Here is a 22,106-nt window from a genome sequence, read left to right as displayed (position 1 = left end):
CCTTTCAATTATATTATGATACATATTTTAAGGTGCAAGCCCGTAAAGCACCTAAAAATTAATTTTATTGGAGTATTAGCTTCAGTGTATTAAATGCAAGTTATTGATTTTTATAAGTACATTTACATATTTTGCATTCTATAATAAAGAATTAAATGACTACTGTAAAATATATAGTTTAAATAGAAAATTTTACTTCTTATATATTATATTACTATTTATTAGTCATTAATTCAATGAAAAGTTTAAATTGATAAAAAAATTATTTTTTATATAAAAATTAAAAGTGCCTATTGACACTTTTAATTTAAAAACTCCTTGATTTTTTCGATTTTTGTATCTCTTATAACTGCCTTAACCCTTATGCCGTCTTCTTTATAATCTGTTTCCATTACCTTTCCGTTTTCATACATATAAGGTAAAATCCAACCTTGATTGTATGGAATAGTAAATTCAATATTTATTTCGTTTTCAGAAAGCAATTCTGAAATCCCTGAAATAAGCTGAGGAATCCCCTGTCCGGTAACAGCCGAAACTTCAAAAATTTTGCAATCTTTGTCTGGTATACGTATATTATGTTTACCATTTACCATATCAATCTTGTTTAAAACCAGAATCATTGACTTCTGTAAAGCTTCCAAACTTTCAAGTATATCCATGACTACAGCAATTTGCTCTTCAGCTTCTTCATTGGAAACATCCACCACATGGAGTAGAATATCTGAATATACAACTTCCTCCAGTGTTGACTTAAATGCATCTACCAACTCATGTGGTAACTTTCTGATAAAACCAACAGTATCAACGAGAAGTGCAGTTTTACCATCAGCAAGCTGAAGCTTTCTTGCTGTAGGATCCAGTGTTGCAAAAAGTTTATTTTCAGCAAATACATCGCAATTGCATAGCTTATTCATCAATGTGGACTTTCCTGCATTGGTATACCCCACCAGTGCTATTGAAGGAACTGTATTCTTCTTTCTTGCTTCCCTGGTACGGTTTCTTCTTATACTTACCTGATCCAATTCAGATTCAAGAAAGTTAATTCTCCTTCTAATATGACGCTTGTCAACTTCCAACTTCTTTTCACCAGGTCCTCTGGTACCTATTCCACCACCAAGCCTGGACAGCTGCCCCCCCATGCCGGTTAACCTCGGAAGCCTGTACTTAAGCTGAGCCAATTCTACCTGAAGTTTTCCTTCCTTGGAACGTGCCCTTTGAGCAAATATATCGAGTATAAGGGTAGTCCTGTCAACAACCTTTGCACCTGTGACATCCTCAATGTTTCTAACCTGTGCCCCTGAAAGCTCCACATCAAAGATTAATGTATCCGCTCCTGCGGCCTGGCACAATAAACCTATCTCTTCAGCCTTACCCCTCCCAATATAAAAAGCCGGATCTTTGACTGGTTTTTTTTGAAGTATTTTTTCTATAACAACAGCACCAGATGTGTTTGCGAGCTCTTCTAACTCGTCAAGGGATCTTTCAGCCTCACTTTTTCCACCGATCATCCTGCCTGACAATGTCTCCAAACCTACAAGAATGGCTCTTTCTTCTTCAACATCATTATCATAAAAGGCTGCTTTATTGTTCTTATCACGTTCAATTATGAGTCCGAATATATTTCCCAACTCAGGGTCACCAGGTTGATAGGGCCCGAATAAGTCAGCCGAATCAAATTCTCCGGATTCAGCTCTTGAAGGTATTGAAACATAAGCTTCCGTAAGCTCTCCATCCTTTACACCCAAGGCTATCATTGCATCAAGCCTGAGGTTTATAAGTGAACTAATGTCTACAGAAGATAACTGCCCCGTACCATTTGGATGAGTATGAATACACCTTATGCCTGACAGCCGCATTTTACTTTTACGTCCCTCAAGCTCAGGCAATGACACCGTTGAGCTATCACCTATGCTTATATCTGTAACAGTCCCTTTCCTATCAAGGTAAACTGCAATTTCACGGTTTATTTTATGGGTAAAAAATGCAAGCTTTTGAACAAGTTCCTGAGGCATTAAATCCCCAGCTTCAAAAGCCATATCAAAAATTCCTTCAATTTCTGTAATAACCGAGTCCCTTATTGATTCAAGATTTCCAATTATATTAATAAAAATTCACCCCTAAATTGCTTAATGATGTCCACCAAAAACATTATTACTTATATTATAGCAGACTATTTCCAGGCAGCAAGGCCTTCTACTTATATTTTATTGTCATTTCCATCAAAAATGCTTTTTAGCCTCCTTGAATTATGACTTCCTGGTTAACCTTAAGATTTTCCAAGTACTTTCTTAATACATTTTGATGTGAATACTCCATATGAATTATCCTAAGTCCATAATCAAAGGTATACTCATTTTTCATGGACCAAACTACTTCAGCTGTCAGATTGACTGGTATATTGCTCAGATATAACTTTAAATCAATATTCTGCTTGGATTCTATTTCCATCTTAGAGCAAATAAGAAGTCCACTGAAACTTATATTTTTTACAACTGCAGCAAATTCAGACTTGCTGTTTCTTAGCACCACACTTGAATATAATGAAACCGGAAATCTTTCAAAAGCCCTGTGGTTAATAACATATTCCTCATTCTCAACCACAAGCTGCATAACATTCTTATCTATATCTATATTAATAATATGGCAGCTCGTAGTGTAAATATTATCACCGCTCCTGAATGCAATGGCTACCGTGTCACCTTCAAACAACATACAATCAGCAAATTCCTTCATAATGTGAATTGCTAAAACCTGACCTCCACTTTCATGATCCTGTACATCAACCACCTCACTCCTTAAAATATTTATTGAATGATGGCTTATTGAAATAATCTCACCAGGTTTTATAAACATAATTTTCCTCCCTTAAAAAGATCAAATCACTATGTTTATCGGTAGTAAATTCAAATTTTTTAACAATTGAATAACTAAAGTGATATTTTAACATAATATACTAAGAAGCATAATATTTTATATGCTTAAATTATAAGGCTTTGAGGAGGTACAGTACTTAAATGACTGGTACAGTAAAATGGTTTAGTTCAGAAAAAGGTTTTGGTTTTATTGAAAGAGAAGATGGAGATGATGTGTTTGTGCATTTCTCTGCCATTAAAGGAGAAGGCTACAAGTCACTTGTTGAAGGCCAAAAGGTCCAGTTTGATTTGGAAAAAGGCCAGCGTGGGCTGCAGGCAACAAATGTAAGGGTATCCTGACCAGGCTGCCACTTTCGAATGCAAGTGAAAAGTATATTATCATTTATGATTTATATAAATTTTTATATTTGTGAATATTGCTTAATACGAAAATTTGTGATATACTTATGAAGTTAGTCTCTATATATTAACGGATTAATTTTCTGACCATAACTTCTTTAATCTATTGGAGTGAAAAATCAGGAATATTTAGATCCAAATAAATTAAAGGAGGTATATAGATATGGCGGATAAAGTTATAACTTGCAAAGATTGCAACTCAGAATTTATTTTTAATGAAAGCGAACAGGCTTTCTACAAGGAAAAAGGATTCGAAAACGAACCACAAAGATGTCCTGACTGCAGAAAAGCAAGAAAGCAGCAGAGAAATAATAACAGAGGCGGCGGAAGAAGCTTCGGTGGCGGTAATAGGTGGTAATTAAAGGGAGAGCTTAGCTCTCCTTTTTTGATGCATATACATTATTATAAATCATAAACCAACAATGCATAATATAATATAATAATGCATATACTTATATTGAACATGTGTTATTATCCTAAATTTAACATTTACATTTACAGAAAAGTATGTTATCTTACTATAGTACCTTATATATCGCGGGATGGAGCAGTCGGTAGCTCGTCGGGCTCATAACCCGAAGGCCGTTGGTTCAAGTCCAGCTCCCGCAACTAAATAATAGTCGCTTGATATAAACTTCAAGCGGCTTTTATATTTCTATTAATTATAAACATCAGGAATTGCAATAACTCAGAATGCTTAATCTCTCAACAGTTTTATCTATTTCATAGCACACAAACAAAAACCCCTTGTTCATTTGAACAAGAGGCTTTAGACATTTTACAAATGTTACTTCAAAAAATGAACAATTATATTGGCAATGGAAACGTAAAGAACAACCTGGCCTATGGCAGCCCCAACATTATTCTGTTCATAAACCTCATTCCATATATTCACTTTCAATATTGCTGCAAATAACCACTTCATCAAATATGCCATCACCAGCAGAACAACCAGTCCGATGCCCGATACCACTAAAAGATCTATTAAGTCAAATTCCAACTGATACTCTATGGTATGGGTCAAAATAGTTTCTACCGCTAAAATGAACCCTCCTAAGGCTATCCCCGCTGCAGGATTGTTGTCTACAAAGATTTCCTTAAAAAGAGTGGTTTTTGATCTTAAAACAATGCTGTAAACCATTAACGCAACTAATGAATAAACTACAACGGTCAATATCTTAAAAAGAGATGCAAATAATTCCTCCGGCATAAAATCCAAGAACATTATCATACTCACCGATATAATTGACAGTGTTGCCGAAAATATTGATGCAGCTACGTTTTTCTGATTATAAATCTCATTGTTAAGACTTATTTTTCCCTCAACATCGGGTGGACTGATTTCCTTAATAGCTAAGTTTGAGAACAAACGTAAAATAGTAAATATTACTATAAATCCTACTTCATATCCTATACAAATCAAAAGATCCATAAATATATCCTCATGTGCTGGCCCTTCAATTGCCTTTGCGGCAAGATACAGCGTAGGAAATATAAATGCACCTAAGAATTCAATCCAAGCTGCAAGGTTATCCTTTTCAAATAAAGCATCCTTCAAATTTATCTTACGCAGAATTATCTTGGAGTACATAAACCAACCCAAGATAAATCCAATTAAAATTATTGGTATGTTAAACAAAAAATTATTGCCTAAAAATTTTAAGTAGCCTGCTAAATCCATCACTGCCCCTCCTTATGAATAATATTATTCTCCCTGATAAACCTTATAGAATATGTCTTCTATCATTTCTCCGACAAATATTCTAAACATTCCCGTGTCCTCAAGCATTTCAACATTGAGGAACTCTTCTCTGTCATCGATAGACCTGCTGTAATCCCAAATTTTCACACCTATTTCATGTTCTATTTCTTCAGATTGAACGTCATAAACCCTGACCCGACCTGATATTCCATCAATTCGGTCATCCTCCTCAGGCATATAGCATCTCTCGTACTCTTCTCCATCGGGAGATGTGAGATATTTTTGCCCTGCGACATTATATAGAAAATCCTCGTCAAATGGTATGGTATCTACCATATTGTACAAATAAGTCTCCAAAGCATCATTGTTATCCTTGAAAACCTCCAGTACATATTCCGCATTTTCTGATTTTGAATATATAACATATCTTGAATAGGATCTTTCTCCTACTTTCATTTCAATAACCTTCATGAACTTAAAAATGCCTTTATTTTTTAGTTCTCCCACATTAAACTCCACCATTGAATTGGGTGTTATCTGTAGTGGGTTATAAACTTTTGTTATTACCGAGCTTCTGTTAAATCCGAACATTTTTTACCTCCTTCTTTTTGCAGTAACATTATAAATTAACAATAATTCAAATATAGTAATATTTTAGTCATTACTTAATATATTCTGCTTTGACCTCTTGGCTTTTTGGGTCTTGAAACTTTCTTAATGATTATTATTAAAATTATTATAATTATTAAAATTACTATTATTGTTACTATAGGGTTACCTGCCCTCGAAGGATATCTGTTGGAATAATAAATGGTGTCGATATTCCTTTGCTGGTAATCATCAGAAAACTGGAGATCCGGGTCTACATCAGGATCTAAGTAATTATCATCCCTCGCTATGCTCCTTGCTTCCAAAGCCCTTACCCTGGCTTCCATCTGAGCAAAATGTGCAGCGTCAAAGTAATTCCTGTATGGCTGAATATCCATCCAATGATGATACCAGAACATTTCCGATGCTCTCATTAAGAACCACAGATCCCAAGGCCCTACTGAAGCATATCCATAAGAAAAAGGGCTCCTGAAGTACCCTGTATTATAGTTTACTATGACAGTTCTTGAACTATAATAGTTTATTCTCTGTGGACGTGTCCTTATAGCATCTTCAAAGTCCATCCTGTTATTTACATTATATTTTCTCTTCATTGAAGAATCATACACCTTTTTCTGGTCTGAACTTAAACTTGCATTGTACTTCTTTGTTGATGCCTGTTTTTTATAAGTATCCTCCATGTATGTTTTCTTTGATGTGTTGAGCTTACTGCTCTTGGAAGTACTTCCCACAGAACTTGATGAACTGCCGGAACTACTTGAACTGCTTGATCCACTTGAACTGCCAGAACTGCTTGAGCTTCCTGTTGTACTCTTCTTGGAACTTGACGATCCTGAATATCCTGAAGAACTCTTTGTGCTCTTGCTTGATGAACTTTTTGTGCTTTTGCTTGATGACCCTGAGTAGCTTTTCGAGCTTGAAAAGCCTGAGCTTCGAGAACTCCTACTGCCTGAATAGCCCCTTCTTGCATACACATCACTAACTTGTGTAAATAGAAAAACTAAAACAAATAATAGTGCTAGTATTCTTTTTCGCATTTTTTCACCCCTGGGAAATTATTTATTCCTAATTAATTTAACAAATCCTATTATAACATTAAAGAGAGAAATCACAAAGTGCTTTTATAACCTTGACATTATCATCTGCAACAAAGCTTGACACGAACACCTGTTCGTGCAATAATTGTTATAATGAAATAATTTCAATGCCTAAGGGTATTGCAAAAATACGGATAATTCAATAAAATCATATAGTGTAGCAAAATGGCAAAGGATGGTTATTAATGACAAAGAACACCAAAGCTGACAAGTATGGTAATGAAAGTATATCATCGTTAAAAGGAGCTGACAGGGTAAGGCAGCGGCCAGGCGTTATATTCGGTTCTGACGGTTTGGAAGGCTGCCAGCATTCCGTATTCGAAATTCTTTCCAACTCAATCGACGAAGCAAAGGAAGGATACGGTAATGTTATTGAGGTAACAAGGTTTGCTGATAACTCCATAATGGTTAAGGATTATGGCAGAGGAATTCCGCTGGACTATAACCCAAAAGAAGAAAGATACAACTGGGAGCTTGTTTTCTGCGAACTCTATGCAGGAGGTAAGTATAAAAATAATTCAGGAGAGAATTATGAGTTCAGTTTAGGGCTTAACGGCCTTGGAAGCTGTGCAACCCAGTATAGCTCCGAGTATATGGATGTCATAGTTTTCAGAGATGGATTTAAACATGACCTTCATTTTGAAAAAGGCGAAAATATTGGCGGTCTCAAGAAAGAAAAATTCAATTACGAAAGCACAGGTACCTGCATAAAATGGAAACCTGACCTACAGGTATTCACAGATATAAATATTCCGCTGGAGTATTTTAAAACAGTTTTGAAGAAACAGGCAGTAGTTAACTCAGGTATTTTATTTAAGCTATTTGATGAAGAATCAGGACAAAATTATGAATACTGTTACGAAAACGGTATTGTTGATTATATAAAAGAGATCTGCGGAGAAAAAGGCTTTACAGACGTACAGTTCTATGAAACCTCTACAAAAGGACGTGACAGGGAAGATAAACCTGAGTATAAGGTTAAAATGCAGATAGCCTTCTGTTTCAACAACGAGATTAACATGCTGGAATACTACCACAATTCCAGTTTCCTCGAATACGGAGGTGCCCCCGATAAAGCAGTGAAAGCGGCCCTTGTATATGAAATTGACAAATGCATGAAAGCAAGAAACAAGTATAACAAGGACGAGGCAAAGATTACATTTGCAGATATTCAGGACAGCCTTATACTTGTGACAAATTCATTTTCCACAATTACCAGCTATGAAAACCAAACCAAGAAATCTATAACCAATAGGTTTATTCAAGAAGCTATGACAGATTTCTTAAAGCAGCAGTTGGAAATTTATTTCATTGAGAATAAAATGGAAAGTGAAAAAATTCTTGAACAAGTTCTTGTAAATAAACGAAGTAGAGAAACAGCAGAAAAAACAAGGATTAATATAAAAAAGAAACTGAACGGTTCAATTGATATTTCGAATCGTGTGAAAAAGTTTGTAGATTGCAGAACTAAAGACCTGTCAAGACGAGAGCTTTATATTGTTGAGGGTGATTCTGCTTTAGGCTCCTGCAAACTTGGAAGAGATGCGGAATTTCAGGCTATTATGCCGGTAAGAGGAAAAATATTAAATTGCCTAAAAGCAGAGTATGACAGTATATTTAAAAGTGATATTATTGTTGACCTTTTGAAGGTATTAGGATGTGGGGTAGAAATTAATTCAAAACATAACAAGGACCTTAACACCTTTGATTTAAACAACCTTCGCTGGAATAAGATAATAATATGCACCGATGCCGATGTGGACGGTTTCCAGATACGAACTCTGATACTTGCAATGCTGTATCGTCTCGTTCCTACCCTCATACAACAGGGAAAAGTTTTTATAGCTGAGTCACCGCTATATGAAATAGTATATAAAAACAAATCATATTTTGCATACTCGGACAAGGAAAAGGTCGACATTACAGCTAAAATGGGTGGGAAATATTCAATTCAGCGGTCAAAGGGTCTGGGAGAGAATCAGCCTGAAATGATGTGGCAGACTACTATGAATCCTGAAAGCCGCAGGCTTATACAGGTTGTACCTGATGATTACCAGAAAACTGCGGAGTATTTCGACCTCCTCCTCGGCGACAATCTTCCGGGAAGAAAGAGCTTTATTGAAGAGCATGGTTACAAATACCTTGAAATGATCGATGTAAGTTAATTGTTTTTAACAGTTAAGGAGAAAAACGTAATGTCACACAATAATAAAGTTGAACAAAAGATAGTTGAAACTCTTGAAAAAAATTATATGCCCTATGCGATGAGTGTTATAGTTTCAAGGGCAATACCTGAGATAGACGGCTTTAAGCCTTCCCACAGAAAGCTTCTTTATACAATGTACAAAATGGGCCTTCTTACCGGGAACAGGACAAAGTCTGCCAACGTTGTAGGCCAGACCATGAAGCTTAACCCTCATGGTGATATGGCAATTTACGAGACCCTTGTGCGACTCACCAGGGGAAATGATGCTTTGCTTCTTCCCTATATAGATTCAAAGGGAAACTTCGGAAAGCAATATTCACGGGATATGCGGTTTGCTGCCCCTCGTTATACAGAAGTTAAGCTTGATAAGATTTGTGAAGAGCTTTTTAGGGACCTGGAAAAAAATCCTGTGGACTTTATAGATAACTATGACGGTACAATGAAAGAACCAACTTTGCTTCCTACCACCTATCCCAACTTGCTTGTAAATGCAAACCAGGGAATAGCAGTCGGTATGGCAAGCAATATATGCAGCTTCAATCTGAGAGAAGTTTGTGAGACCACCATCCAGTTAATAAACGATGAGAATACTGATATAATGCAGTATCTTAAAGCCCCTGATCTTTCGACCGGAGGCCAACTCATTTATGTTGAAAAGGACATAAATGACATATACAACACAGGAAGAGGCAGCTTCAAGATACGCTCCAAATACAAGTACGACAAGGAAAATAATTGTATAGAGGTCTATGAAATACCTTACACAACAACTTCCGAGTCAATTATAGATTCAGTCATAGACTGTGTTAAGGACGGTAAAATAAAAGATGTCACAGATGTCCGCGATGAGACAGACCTGAGCGGCCTTAAGATTACATTGGATCTTAAGAGAAGCACTGATCCTGAGGCATTGATGAATAAGCTGTACAAGCTTACTCCGCTTCAAGATTCCTTCAGTTGTAATTTCAACCTCCTTGTAAACGGCAGCCCTAGAGTTATGGGCGTCCGTGAAATACTCAAAGAGTGGGTAGCTTTCAGGACAAATTGTATTAAACGACAGACCCTCTTTGATATAGGCAAGAAAAAAGATAAATTGCACCTGTTATTAGGCCTTAGAAAAATACTTCTTGACATTGATAAGGCTATCAGAATAATTAGAGAAACAGAGCAGGACGCCCAGGTAATTCCCAACCTTATGAGCGGGTTTACCATAGACCATATTCAGGCTGAGTTTATAGCGGAAATAAAGCTGAGAAACCTGAATAAAGAATACATCCTAAACAGGGTAAGCGAAATCGAAGACCTTGAGAAGGAAATTGAAGAGCTGACTGGTATTTACAATGATGAAAAAAAGGTTCGCAAAATAATAATAAAACAGCTTTCCGAAATCAGCAAAAAATACGGTCGTGACAGGCGTACTGAAATTATACACGAACAACATATTGAGGAAATAACTCATGAGCATTTTATTGAGGATTATAACCTTAAGCTTTTCCTAACAGACCATAACTATTTGAAGAAAATTGCCCTTACATCCTTGCGTACCAGTCCCGATCACAAGCTTAAGGATGATGACTTTATAATACAAGAGCTGGAAACTCATAATAAATCGGATTTACTTCTTTTCTCAAACAAGTTTACTGTCTATAAGATGAAAATCTATGAACTTAACGACTGTAAGGCAAGCAGCCTTGGAGAATATCTTACTAATGTTCTCCAACTTGATGCTGATGAAAAGATTATTTACCTGACAGCTACAGATGATTATAAAGGTTACATGATGTTTTTCTTTGAAAACGGAAAAGCAGCCAAAATTGACTTAAACAGTTATGCAACAAAGACCAACCGCAAAAAGTTGGCAAATGCATATTCCGATCTATCACCTCTTATAAGCATCATGTATATTGCAGAGGATATAGATCTTGTGGCATACAGCAATATTGACAAGGTATTGATATTCAATACCTCCTCAATAAATCCTAAAACCACTAGAGACTCCCAGGGAGTTCAGGTGCTTCTTTCTAAAAAAGGAAGTAAGCTTATAAAAATAAACAACATAAGTGAGGTTGCTTTTTCAAACTTGGATTACTACAGGACAAAGAATATACCAGCTGTTGGCTGCTATTTAAAAGATGAAGATAAGGAAGACAATCAAATCAAAATGGATTTTTAAAATCATAAAAATATCATACAAAAATAGAATAGCCGGCATTTAGCCAGCTATTCTATTTTTTGAATAATTAATTAAATTGTATGATTTAAAACCTAGGACTATTTAATTCATACCTGATTTAAAAAACATTCTATTTTGATGAGGTTATTTTCCTTCAAAGTTACGTTCCGCTATCTCAATGGCTTTCCTGACAATGTTACCGCAGTTCCTTGACGATACCGATCCCCAACCTTCAGTTTCTACCGTGTTGTAGACTCCAAGTTCCTTTGCTATCTCTGTCTTAAGCTTATCAGACATGATACTGTGCCTTTGTCTACTCACAGCTAATACCTCCTCGAATTTTAAAATATTACACCTAATTCAAACAACTTTAGTTAAAGCACTTAATAAAATTTAAATTATTTTAAGTCTTACATTTGGCAGTGGTTATAATGTAAATTTTACATTATTATGTGAGAGACAAATGTAAGAGGTTATTCAATTTAAAATACTTAATTACCTAAGTTATGATTAATCTTATACATTTGTCTATCACAAAATATCAGAAAATCATTTTGCACTGCCAAATGTAAGACTAATATTATAACTTATTTTTAACAGTAGTTGCTTTTTGTTTTGCAATAATTATTTTATACTTATAATTATCACAATACATTTTCCTTATTTCATATGTTACGAAAAATTCATTTTTATAATGCAAACGTAACCGATTCAACTACATTTGCTAATCCAAAATTTTTTTCGCAACATATCTAGCATGCATGCCTTATTTATTGAATATCAGTGTAATTTCGTCAAACATAAACCATTATAAATGGGTTCTAATGTTTAACTTCGAAGTACTTAAGAACTTAATTCATATAAGTTTTATCAAGCACTTCTGATATTATTATTATCCCAATATAATTTTTTATTACATGAATTTTTTTCTATTTTGTGTTTTTTTCATAATTATTAGCCTTAATTATTTTTTAGGCATTTTTTCTGGCTTTGCAGGTATTGATATTTCAGCAAGTGCCTTTGATGCTTCCGTATCAAACCGAGAGTCTGCAGCCATATCACCTAATGAAAGAATTCCAACTAACATGTTGTTTTCAACAACAGGTAGCCTTCTTACTTGATTTTGTGACATTATTTTTGTCGCATCATCAACATCAGTTTCTGGTGAAATAGTAGTAACCTGTGATGTCATTACGTCCTTTACAGGCGTATCGTTAGGGCTCTTACCATGTGCGATATTCCTTACAACTATATCCCTGTCTGTAACTAGACCTATAACACCGCTTTGATCACAAACCGGGATTGCACCTACATTGTGTTTCTGCATAAGTTGTGCAGCTTCAACAACTGTGCTCATTGGGTTTAAATATGCAATATTTTTTGTCATAATTTCTTTTACCTTCAAACCAAATCATCTCCTCTTTCTTAATTTATAAATTTAGATTACGATTTATTTTTCCTTCATTAGATAAAAATAATTTATGAAAATAATGGTTTTATCACTTTTCAGTATGCCTTATATTGCCATTTATATACCGACATTAACTTTATATAATATTTATATAAAGTAACGTTAAAGAAAAAATTTCTTTAATTATTACTTTCGGTAGTAATATTTTAGTCATTCCTTAGTAAAGGTTGATGCTTATGAAAAAACAAAGACCAATTTTATTCGCATTAGGCATTTTGCTGCTATTTGTTTTATTAACAAGCCTTCAAAATATTTCTGATTATTTAAAGTATAAAATATTTTTTGGCAATAATCTTGTAATCAATATCTACAAAGTGAATATGAATGTCAATTCACTTTCGTGCGATAAGGAGAATCAACTGGTACTTGTGGCTAAAGTGCGTGATATAAATGGAAGTCCATGTGCTGATATTCCGTTAAGCTTTTCTGTAAGTCCTGGTATAGGAAGCGTATATCCATCCAAATCAAGGACAGATTCTATGGGTGATGCTATAATTAAGTATCTGCCCCCGGAACAATTGGATATATCTAAAAGTGTTGAGACTAAAATAAGTATAGTAGCCCGCATTCATGATACCAATGTTAATTCCATAACATCAGTCAATCTTGTGCGCCCGCCTGTTGTAATGCTGCATGGCTATCAGGAGCAACCTGACATATTTGAAGGAATGAAGGATTTCTTGTTAAAAAAGAAATTTGACTGCATGGTGCCTGAATATAAATCAGAATTAGGTGTCAAAAATGGAGCTAAAGAATTAGATAATTATTTGAGTACCCAACAGTATGCCTACTTAAATAAAGGGATACAGGTTAGTAAATTTGACATTATAACTCACAGCATGGGTGGCCTTGTAGCCAGATATTACACTTGCAGTCCCGGTTATATGGCCAAAGGCAACATTAACAAAATAATATTTGTTTCTGTCCCTCATAAAGGGTCCTATTGGGCTTCTTTAGGAGCTAACCTCTATAACGACCAGGGTATAAAAGACCTTATGCCGGATAATCCTCTATTGTCCAAAATAATGCCTTCCATGCTGAATAACGGACTAAATAAATTCATTCATACAGGAAGCATATTAGGACAGTATGATGAGGTTGTAACAGCAGAAAGTGCCAGTCTTGATGAATGGAATATCGGTACCGAAGTTTTTAACGTAGGCGAAAATAATCTCACAATAGATAAATTGCTGGATGGAAGCATCCTAAACGCCGCTAATCACAAAAATATACTCTTTAACAATAAAGTTTTTGAAAAAATTGAAGAAATGTTAAACGGAAAACTACCGCTTCCAGAAAGTAAACCAACTAAATAATATCTTAAACTATGTGGATATTATCCACACATCTGTGGATAACTTATTTGAGTATAAAAACCCTGAAACCCCTAATTTATAAGACGTTAACCATTCTAGAATTATGTAAATAAAAATATGTGTGAAAATAATGTGTATAACTTTTATACTTATCCACAGGTAGTATTTTCGTATAAGATTAGTACAATTTGACACTGAAATAATTTTGACATTGAGAATTATATCTCAGTATGGACCTCATGTCAATAGAACAAATCTGATTTGGTAAAATTTTTTCTATGCTTAAAAATTACGGAACCCCTTGATATCTGAAACGTAGTAATATCAAGGGGTATCAAATAAGCTTATTCATTCAATTTCTTTAAACTAACCAATTTAAAATTGGTTAATATTTAGTAATATTTTAGTCATTTCTTACTTAAGTTCTACGGTAAACGAATAATCGTATACACTTTGTGGTGCAACACCAATTTTAAGGATAAAAACAGCCGAAATTATACAAAATGTAACAGTTATAAATGTAAATACATATTTCATAAATTTCAACCTAGAATTTGAGAATTTATTAACTGCATGACCATAAAAGAACGCTGCAGATATTAAACCCACACCTGCATACCTGAAGTTTTGTGCACATACTACTGGTATTGATAACCGGGACTGAAATAAAAGTCCAAAAGGCAAAAGCAAGCACAATAGAAATATAAACCCATAACCCTTTAACAGCTTTATATTCTGTATAAGTAGATATATAACCACAATAATTATTAAAGCTGCAGTTGCAAATAAAAGTAATGTTGCAATCTTCTCAAGCCCGTCAAAACGCCATTCTCCAAAAAGAGATGACTTTATCACATAATCGGCAAACAGCTCGCTTCTTCCCGTAAAAGGATCTTGCGTAAATGGCTGATCAATGAAGCCTTTTATAGGAATATAGAAAAGATTCTTGATGGTATTTGCGTATTTTTCGAAATCAACTCCTGGTGCATACATGAGCCCCTGTTTGAACAATACAAAATTTCTTATTGGATAAGCTATACAAAGAGGTACTGAAATCAATATAAATACACCAGCCTGCTTAAAAATATTTTTAGCATTTGCCTTATCTCTTACAAGTGCTGCAGCAAATACAGCCAATATAGTTGGAATGAGTATTATTCCATTTTTCTTGGCAAGCATGGTAAGTGACATAAACAATGCCATTAGAACTACATTCTTTTTGCTTTTCACCTTCATCCATCGAATCATATAATATACAGTAAGTATATAGAAAAAATACATTGTATTGTCATTGTTTAAGAATGATGAAAAATATATATTATACGGGAAAAACGCAAAAATAGCCAATGCTGACAAGGTCACCAGCTTCTTAGGCTTAAATTCCATTAATATCTTATAAAAATAAATGAGCGTCATGCTATTTAAGAAAACCATCTCAACTTGTACAAGCCTGAAAGAATAAAAGTTGCTAAGCCCTATTATCTTGCCCAGCTTGTAAAATACCGCAGATATAACATAATGCAATGGGGGATGATATGCCTGACAATAGCCTACATCCGGCAAAGATAGCTTTTCAGCCACATACCTTATATAATCAAGATGGCTGAAGGAGCTTCCTATTACATCATGCTGCCTGATTGTAAACGGAGTGTATAGTGTATAAACAACTCTTAATAATATGCCGGCAATAATAATCATAACTGCAAGAGAGCCAATATTAAGATTCCTGTTGAGCTTTAAATATACAGCATAGCCTATAACAGGTATGATACCAATTAAAAATGATATTTGAATGTTGGTAGTACCGATACTTTTATCATTTAGAAAGAATATAGCAAAAACCAACAATAAGAAGATTGCCAGAATCGGCACATAAAAATCCCTAAACATTCGATGAATGAGACCATTAGTCATCTTTTCAGTTTTTTTATCAATATTTTTAGTAACTCTTCCTTTATTATTTGCTTTAGTAACGTTTGACATAATATCACCATTTCTTTGATATCTTTTAGGAATGATTAAAATACCCTTCCGAACTAATATTTTAATCATTTCGTAGTAACCAGTAAAAGGTGTAAGTTTAATATTAAACTTACACCTTTGTGATTTTCTTATTTATCTCCAAAATTTATATTTATAGTCTTAAGAAATTCCTCGTTACTCCTGGTTTGCATGAGCTTATTGACAATCATTTCAGTAACTTCAGCCGTTCCCATATTGCTCATTGCCTTCCTTATAGCCCAAATACTTTCAAGTTCCTTTTGACTAAGGAGTAATTCTTCCCTTCTCGTACTGGATTTGTTTATATCTATAGCAGGGAAAATCCTCTTCTCAGAAAGTCTTCTATCAAGATGGAGTTCCATATTACCTGTTCCCTTGAATTCCTCAAATATAACATCATCCATTCTACTTCCTGTCTCAATCAACGCTGTTGCCATAATGGTAAGGCTTCCGCCAAATTCTATATTTCTTGCTGCACCAAAGAACCTTTTCGGTTTATGAAGTGCTCCTGGATCGAGACCTCCTGACAATGTCCTTCCTGTTGGAGGAATGGTGAGGTTGTACGCCCTTGCAAGCCTTGTAATACTATCTAACAGTATTACAACGTCTTTCTTTTGTTCAACAAGCCTTTGAGCTCTTTCAAGTACCATTTCTGCAACTTTAATATGATGTTCAGGTACTTCGTCAAAGGTAGAGTATATTACCTCTCCCTTTATTGAACGTTGCATGTCGGTTACTTCCTCAGGTCTTTCGTCAATTAGAAGCACGATCAAATCTATTTCAGGATAATTTGTCGTAATACTGTTGGCAACTTTTTTAAGAAGCATTGTTTTACCTGCTTTTGGAGGAGAAACAATCATACCACGCTGTCCTTTACCTATAGGAGCAATCATGTCTATCAATCTTGTGGATAACTCCCTAGGTGCAGTTTCAAGCGTAATTCTTTGGTCTGGATATATTGGTGTCAAATATTCAAATGGTATTCTCTTAGAAGCCACTTCAGGCGAATCGCCATTCACAGATTGGACATACAAAAGTGCCTGGAATTTCTCGCCTTCCTTTGGAATTCTCCCTTTACCCTTTATTTTATCACCGGTTTTCAGGCTAAATCTTCTGATTTGAGAAGGAGAAACATAAACATCCTTAGCCCCTGATAAATAATTATCGCTTCTTAAAAAGCCGTATCCATCAGGAAGCACTTCTAAAACTCCCTCAACAGGATCGTCACTTTCTATTTTTTCCATAGGTGTCTGTCTCTCAATAGGAGCCTGCTGAGCATTTTCAGATTTTAATTCGGGTTTTTGCTCTACCTTTATCTCAGGCTTTTGTTCTACTTTGATATCAGGCTTTTGATCGGGTGCTAAGTCATTCTTTTGATCGGCTTTCTGGTCGGAAATATTTTCTGTTCTCACTTCAGCCCTATTATCATTTCTATGACCAGGTTTAAACTCTCTTGGCTGTTCAAACTTTCTTACCTTAGCAGGTTCTTCCCTTCTGCCTTCGTATACAACATTACTCTTACTAACAGATGGTTTATCATCTGCAACTGCATTGGCACTTTTATCAATAGAACTCATTTTTACAGTTTCAGCCTTAACCTCTGTTCTTTCATTTACACTTTTAGGCTTGGTTTTTTCAACCTCTGATACTTCTCCAGCCTTAGTATCTTTTTTTTGCATAGGTGATTCAAGCAGATTCTCAGGTTGGTCTTTTTCAGTAGCTTCTTTTATAGCTTCTTTTATATCTTCCTTACCTTCTGCCTTTTTATCATCATTAATTTTTATATTTTCAGGTGTTTTATCTTCAGATAATTTACTCGCTTTAAGTTTTGAACCGCGTTTTTCTTTTGTTTTACTTGCTGATTTTTTATTATCATGATTTGCATCATTATTATTTATATCAACTGGTTCCTTAACCTCATCAGCTTTTTCTGTGCTCTTAGCTTCTGCTTCCTTCTCCGATGCTGCTCTTGCGGGTCTTCCACGCCTTGATTTCCTAAGTACAGGCTCATTTGCATCTTTGTTTTCTTCATTTTCTTGAGCCTTGCTTTTCTCTTTATTATCTTTTGAACCGGATTCTTTTGCAGAAAGAGCAATTTGTATGTTTTCTCTTTTATCGTTACCTTGAGCAATATTGCTGTCGTCGGACTCTAAAATTTTCTCTATCAGTTCATTCTTTTTATATTTCATTACATTTTTAATCCCTAACATTTTCGCAATATAACGTAAATCCTCAAGGGTTTTACTTTCGAGATTTATTCCCTCCATAGTCCACCACCTTATATAAACTTTATTTATTTATTTCCATCATTTTGGGAATTCATTCAAGTAGATGTACAACTACAACCTTCAAAAACAGAAGATTTTTGTGTAGGTGAGAAAAACGATTGCTACTTTGACAACATTATAGCATCCAAAAAATACTTTGTCAACGCAGTTAGGAAATAATGTAAATTATTTCCTTGGATTTGATACACTATTTTACTACTAAAGCACTATTTGTTCCACATTATTCCATATATAATGCAATTATATTCTTATTTCCACATTTATTTGTATTTTTATTTTAATACTCATGCTCAGTATTGCTTGTCATCAGTCTTTTGTGCCAAATGCTTTGAATGACTTTCCATAAACTCATTAGACTTTTTAGTCAGCATTATCTGATTCTTTTTCAATATATCCTTAAGATCCTTATTGGACGATGCATCAATCACTATACTGGCAAAGCACCTTAAGCATTTTAAATGTATTTTGTCTTCATATAGAAGCATTTCAATCTCGCTGCTGCCACATTCACAATAGAGATTTCCGCCCTCAGCAATATCATGAATCTTGTTTAAGGCATCAAACATAACTTGAGTATTTAAAAAGTATTTGTCATATCCAAAAAGATCAATCAACTCATCAAACTTCTTCTCAAGACTGTCTATTCTCTTGCGCACTTCTTCATCCGTACCGATAAAACACAATTCAATACCCGTGTCTGGACAGTGCAGAACACTGACTGACTTCATTAAAAGGTCGTTTCTCGATAACTTAAATACATGATTGCTATCACAGCCTATGCATGGAATCCTGATCCTATAATCATTTATGTTATCATTGAAAATTGTAATTTTTGAATTATTACAGCGACAAGTAAGAGTATATACCCTTCTACTCAGCACCTTAAAAAGCGAAATATTGAAAAATTCAAAAGATCCGCAAAAATTACATTTATATCCCATGGTTAAACAAGTATTTATCAGCATATGAAACACCTCGCAATAATAATTCGCCAAATCTATGAAAAAATCCTCTTTTAAAGAAATATCCTCGGAAATGATTTTTTACAAAATTTAATTAATTAATTAAGAAAAATTTGTTATAATATACTATGCTATGGGTATGAAATAATAAATATTTTAAAGGAGTGATATTAATGGATAAGTATATTTGCACAGTATGTAGTTACATTTATGATCCCGAAGCAGGGGATCCTGACAGCGGTATTGCACCCGGAACATCATTTGAGGATATTCCGGATGATTGGGTTTGCCCATTGTGTGGTGTTGGTAAGGATTCTTTTGAAAAGTATACTGAATAAATGATGATTAAAGAAATTGTTTGAACATTACTATATATGTTGCGAACAAAATTTACATTAAAATGTAGTTGAATGGTCTGCATTTGTATTATAAAAATGATTTTTCGTAACATATTAATCAAGGAAAATGTTTTGCAATAATTACATATGTAAAATGATTATTGCAAAACATATAAGATCTTTGAATGTGTGATGGATAACGAACTGTAGAGGTATGTGTGCGTTACTCTTCTACAGTTCGTTTCCTTTAAAAGTACTGATAAATCTAGCTAAAAACACTTCTGTAAGAAATTAATCTATTCCATAATATCCAAACTTATTGAATTTAATTTTCATTTGATATATAATTGAATTAATACAAGCTAACTGTATTAATTCAATATTGATCTTTCATTAGATCTTACATTAATTAAAAGAATTGTCTTTTAACTTATATTACAGCCTTAAAATTGTTTTTCGAATTATTATTGAAATAATATACCAGGACTAGAAGCTTTATCAGGCTAAAAATTTCAGAGGGGGCTTAAGCAATGAAAGTTGAAGTCAAGGAACTAAACAACGTCAAAGTTGTTAAACTAATAGGTCAGGTGAGAATATCTACCCAGAACGAATTTAAAGATCTCCTTGATAATCTTGTAAAGGAAAGTGCGGGTCAGATTGTTATAGTAAACATGGAAGGTATTATTTATATGAATAGTATCGGACTTGGTATAATCATAGATACTTATAAGAAGTTTAAGGAAATGAATGGTCGCATGGTACTTTGCAATCTATTACCTGAGATTATGAATTTGTTTGAGGTTACAAGGCTTAATAGATTTATTGAGATTTACGGAAATGAAAGTGAAGCACTTAAGAAAGTAACCACATAGAATATTATACATCAATTTATAATTTTAACTTTGTCCTGAGAAATCTTGATTGAACACTCATCATAATTTCCTGGAATTTAAAAAATATTTGTTGCATAGTATTTTTATTGTGATATAATTTATTTAATAATTATTAATATATAAGTTAGTAATTATTATAATATATCGTAGACAAAACTTTAAGAACAATGGCGTTCTCAAATGAGGTTATGACCTTTTTTGAGTGCGCTTTTTTAATGCTTTTAATTATGTTGAATTTATGTTGAATCATCATTAAGGAATGATTAAAATATCACTTTCGCTTTCTAAGCAAGTGTTGACGAGTTAAGTTATCATGTGAGTGAAATTTATAGCAGAAGTTTATTTTAGTCATTACTAAACAATAATATTGGAGAGGTGTTGTATATGTCCAATTTTTCAAAGGAAGATATTTTAAGGATTGCAAAAGAGCAGGACGTTAAATTTGTAAGGCTTCAGTTCACCGATATATTTGGTATTTTGAAGAATGTAGCCATAACTGTTGAACAACTTGAAAAGGCCTTAGACAACAAGTGTATGTTTGACGGGTCATCAATAGAAGGGTTTGTCCGTATTGAAGAATCAGACATGTACCTTAGACCGGACATCAACACTCTGGCTATTTTCCCGTGGAGGCCTCAGGCAGGAAAGGTTGCACGTTTGATTTGTGATGTTTATAATCCTGATGGTACACCTTTCGAAGGCGATCCGAGGTATATACTCAAAAGAGCAATAAAAAAGGCAACTGATATGGGATACGATGAATTTAACGTAGGACCTGAGTGTGAATTTTTCCTGTTCCTTACTGACAACGAAGGAAACCCTACAACTGCAACCCATGACAACGCAGGTTATTTTGATTTGGGTCCAGTTGATCTTGGAGAAAATGCACGCAGAGATATGTGTCTGGTTCTTGAGGAAATGGGTTTTGAAATTGAAGCATCCCACCACGAAGTAGCTCCAGGCCAGCATGAAATTGACTTTAAATACGGCGAGGCTCTTACAACAGCTGATAACATAATGACCTTTAAACTTGTTGTAAAGATGGTAGCACAGAGAAACGGCCTCCATGCGACATTCATACCAAAGCCAATATTTGGTATCAACGGATCAGGAATGCACACCAATATGTCACTTTTTAAAAATGGAAAAAATGCTTTTTATGATGAAAATGATCCGCTTCAACTCAGCAAAGATGCATACTATTTTATAGGTGGAATTATGAAGCACATGAGGTCTATAGTTGCTATAACCAACCCTCTTGTTAATTCATATAAAAGACTAGTTCCAGGTTATGAAGCACCTGTATACATTGCATGGTCAGCAAGGAACAGAAGTCCTCTTATTAGAATACCTGCTGCGAGAGGTTCATCAACAAGGGTTGAGCTAAGATGTCCAGATCCATCATGTAATCCATATCTGGCGTTATCAGCCATCCTTTCAGCCGGATTAGACGGCATTAAAAACAAGATTCAACCTCCTGCATCTATAGATAAAAATATTTTTGAAATGACTGAGCAGCAGCGTATAGCTGAAGGTATCGACTCGCTTCCAGGCAGTTTGAGGGAAGCTATAGACGAGCTTAGCAAGAGCGAACTTGCAAGAGAAGTATTGGGAGAGCATGTTTTTAATAAATTCATAGAAGCCAAGAATGACGAATGGCAAGACTATAGTAAGAAAATAACTCAGTGGGAAATCGACCAATACTTGACAAAATATTAATTCTTTATATAAATTAAACAATATCATTGTTTAGAATTTTACCAGCAGCAATGGAGCAG

At 34.5% G+C, this 22,106-nt stretch carries 18 protein-coding genes and 1 tRNA gene; 9 read left to right on the top strand and 10 right to left on the bottom strand.

The window, feature by feature from the left end; translation table 11 throughout:
• Positions 1-302: 302 nt before the first annotated feature.
• Complete coding sequence (hflX, locus tag Bccel_RS27465) at positions 303-2,036, bottom strand: GTPase HflX (RefSeq protein ID WP_036940039.1); 1,734 nt, start codon at positions 2,034-2,036, stop codon at positions 303-305.
• Positions 2,037-2,232: 196 nt separating this feature from the next.
• Positions 2,233-2,853, bottom strand: coding sequence for a PilZ domain-containing protein (locus Bccel_RS27460; RefSeq protein WP_036940037.1), 621 nt, complete (start codon positions 2,851-2,853; stop codon positions 2,233-2,235).
• A gap of 161 nt (positions 2,854-3,014) precedes the next feature.
• On the opposite strand from Bccel_RS27460, the gene Bccel_RS27455 reads away from it, so the two are divergent.
• The 3 genes from Bccel_RS27455 (at position 3,015) to Bccel_RS27445 (ending at position 3,881) form a co-directional block, all read left to right on the top strand.
• On the top strand, positions 3,015-3,212 hold the full coding sequence (locus Bccel_RS27455; protein WP_036940035.1) for a cold-shock protein: 198 nt from the start codon (positions 3,015-3,017) through the stop codon (positions 3,210-3,212).
• A gap of 223 nt (positions 3,213-3,435) precedes the next feature.
• Positions 3,436-3,630 (top strand): zinc-ribbon domain-containing protein, encoded by a 195-nt coding sequence (locus Bccel_RS27450; RefSeq protein ID WP_036940034.1) that lies wholly within the window; start codon positions 3,436-3,438, stop codon positions 3,628-3,630.
• 178 nt (positions 3,631-3,808) lie between these two features.
• Positions 3,809-3,881 (top strand) — tRNA-Met (locus Bccel_RS27445).
• 178 nt (positions 3,882-4,059) lie between these two features.
• Here the strand turns inward: Bccel_RS27445 and Bccel_RS27440 are convergent.
• The 3 genes from Bccel_RS27440 to Bccel_RS27430 form a co-directional block, all read right to left on the bottom strand.
• On the bottom strand, positions 4,060-4,953 hold the full coding sequence (locus Bccel_RS27440) for a DUF350 domain-containing protein (protein ID WP_036940028.1): 894 nt from the start codon (positions 4,951-4,953) through the stop codon (positions 4,060-4,062).
• 24 nt (positions 4,954-4,977) lie between these two features.
• On the bottom strand, positions 4,978-5,565 hold the full coding sequence (locus Bccel_RS27435; protein WP_036940027.1) for a hypothetical protein: 588 nt from the start codon (positions 5,563-5,565) through the stop codon (positions 4,978-4,980).
• A gap of 74 nt (positions 5,566-5,639) precedes the next feature.
• Entirely contained in the window at positions 5,640-6,620 is a 981-nt protein-coding gene (locus Bccel_RS27430) for a hypothetical protein (RefSeq protein WP_036940024.1), read from the bottom strand.
• Positions 6,621-6,865: 245 nt separating this feature from the next.
• Between Bccel_RS27430 and Bccel_RS27425 the strand changes: the two genes are divergently transcribed.
• Together Bccel_RS27425 and Bccel_RS27420 are read left to right on the top strand one after the other, a co-directional pair.
• On the top strand, positions 6,866-8,845 hold the full coding sequence (locus tag Bccel_RS27425; RefSeq protein ID WP_036940023.1) for a DNA gyrase/topoisomerase IV subunit B: 1,980 nt from the start codon (positions 6,866-6,868) through the stop codon (positions 8,843-8,845).
• Positions 8,846-8,875: 30 nt separating this feature from the next.
• Positions 8,876-11,059 carry a DNA gyrase/topoisomerase IV subunit A gene (locus tag Bccel_RS27420; protein WP_036940022.1) on the top strand — a complete coding sequence of 728 codons (2,184 nt, stop codon included), beginning with the start codon at positions 8,876-8,878 and terminating at the stop codon, positions 11,057-11,059.
• 144 nt (positions 11,060-11,203) lie between these two features.
• Here the strand turns inward: Bccel_RS27420 and Bccel_RS27415 are convergent, their stop codons facing one another.
• Both Bccel_RS27415 and Bccel_RS27410 read right to left on the bottom strand, forming a co-directional pair.
• A complete protein-coding gene (locus tag Bccel_RS27415; RefSeq protein ID WP_036940021.1) occupies positions 11,204-11,356 on the bottom strand; it encodes a small, acid-soluble spore protein, alpha/beta type in 153 nt (50 codons plus the stop codon).
• A 667-nt stretch (positions 11,357-12,023) separates the two neighbouring features.
• Positions 12,024-12,464, bottom strand: a complete 441-nt coding sequence (locus Bccel_RS27410; RefSeq protein ID WP_036940020.1) for a CBS domain-containing protein — start codon at positions 12,462-12,464, stop codon at positions 12,024-12,026.
• Positions 12,465-12,706: 242 nt separating this feature from the next.
• On the opposite strand from Bccel_RS27410, the gene Bccel_RS27405 reads away from it, so the two are divergent.
• Complete coding sequence (locus Bccel_RS27405; RefSeq protein ID WP_050753941.1) at positions 12,707-13,846, top strand: PGAP1-like alpha/beta domain-containing protein; 1,140 nt, start codon at positions 12,707-12,709, stop codon at positions 13,844-13,846.
• Between the two features lie 414 nt (positions 13,847-14,260).
• On the opposite strand, the gene Bccel_RS27400 is transcribed toward Bccel_RS27405, so the two are convergent.
• The 3 genes from Bccel_RS27400 to Bccel_RS27390 form a co-directional block, all read right to left on the bottom strand.
• Entirely contained in the window at positions 14,261-15,898 is a 1,638-nt protein-coding gene (locus Bccel_RS27400) for an ArnT family glycosyltransferase (RefSeq protein ID WP_081926858.1), read from the bottom strand.
• Positions 15,899-15,957: 59 nt separating this feature from the next.
• Entirely contained in the window at positions 15,958-18,048 is a 2,091-nt protein-coding gene (gene rho / locus Bccel_RS27395; RefSeq protein ID WP_457920559.1) for a transcription termination factor Rho, read from the bottom strand.
• Between the two features lie 377 nt (positions 18,049-18,425).
• Complete coding sequence (locus Bccel_RS27390; protein WP_201781986.1) at positions 18,426-19,100, bottom strand: hypothetical protein; 675 nt, start codon at positions 19,098-19,100, stop codon at positions 18,426-18,428.
• A gap of 170 nt (positions 19,101-19,270) precedes the next feature.
• On the opposite strand from Bccel_RS27390, the gene rd reads away from it, so the two are divergent.
• The 3 genes from rd to glnA all read left to right on the top strand — a co-directional run bounded on the left by rd (position 19,271) and on the right by glnA (position 22,047).
• Entirely contained in the window at positions 19,271-19,435 is a 165-nt protein-coding gene (rd, locus tag Bccel_RS29355) for a rubredoxin (RefSeq protein ID WP_081926857.1), read from the top strand.
• 530 nt (positions 19,436-19,965) lie between these two features.
• Positions 19,966-20,307, top strand: a complete 342-nt coding sequence (locus Bccel_RS27385; RefSeq protein WP_036940014.1) for an STAS domain-containing protein — start codon at positions 19,966-19,968, stop codon at positions 20,305-20,307.
• A gap of 405 nt (positions 20,308-20,712) precedes the next feature.
• Positions 20,713-22,047 carry a type I glutamate--ammonia ligase gene (glnA, locus tag Bccel_RS27380; RefSeq protein ID WP_036940011.1) on the top strand — a complete coding sequence of 445 codons (1,335 nt, stop codon included), beginning with the start codon at positions 20,713-20,715 and terminating at the stop codon, positions 22,045-22,047.
• Positions 22,048-22,106 lie beyond the last annotated feature (59 nt).

It is taken from the genome of Pseudobacteroides cellulosolvens ATCC 35603 = DSM 2933 (assembly GCF_001262605.1).
GTDB lineage: Bacteria > Bacillota > Clostridia > Acetivibrionales > DSM-2933 > Pseudobacteroides > Pseudobacteroides cellulosolvens.
Note: the sequence above shows the minus strand (reverse complement) of the source record. Positions and strands in the feature narration are given on the sequence as shown.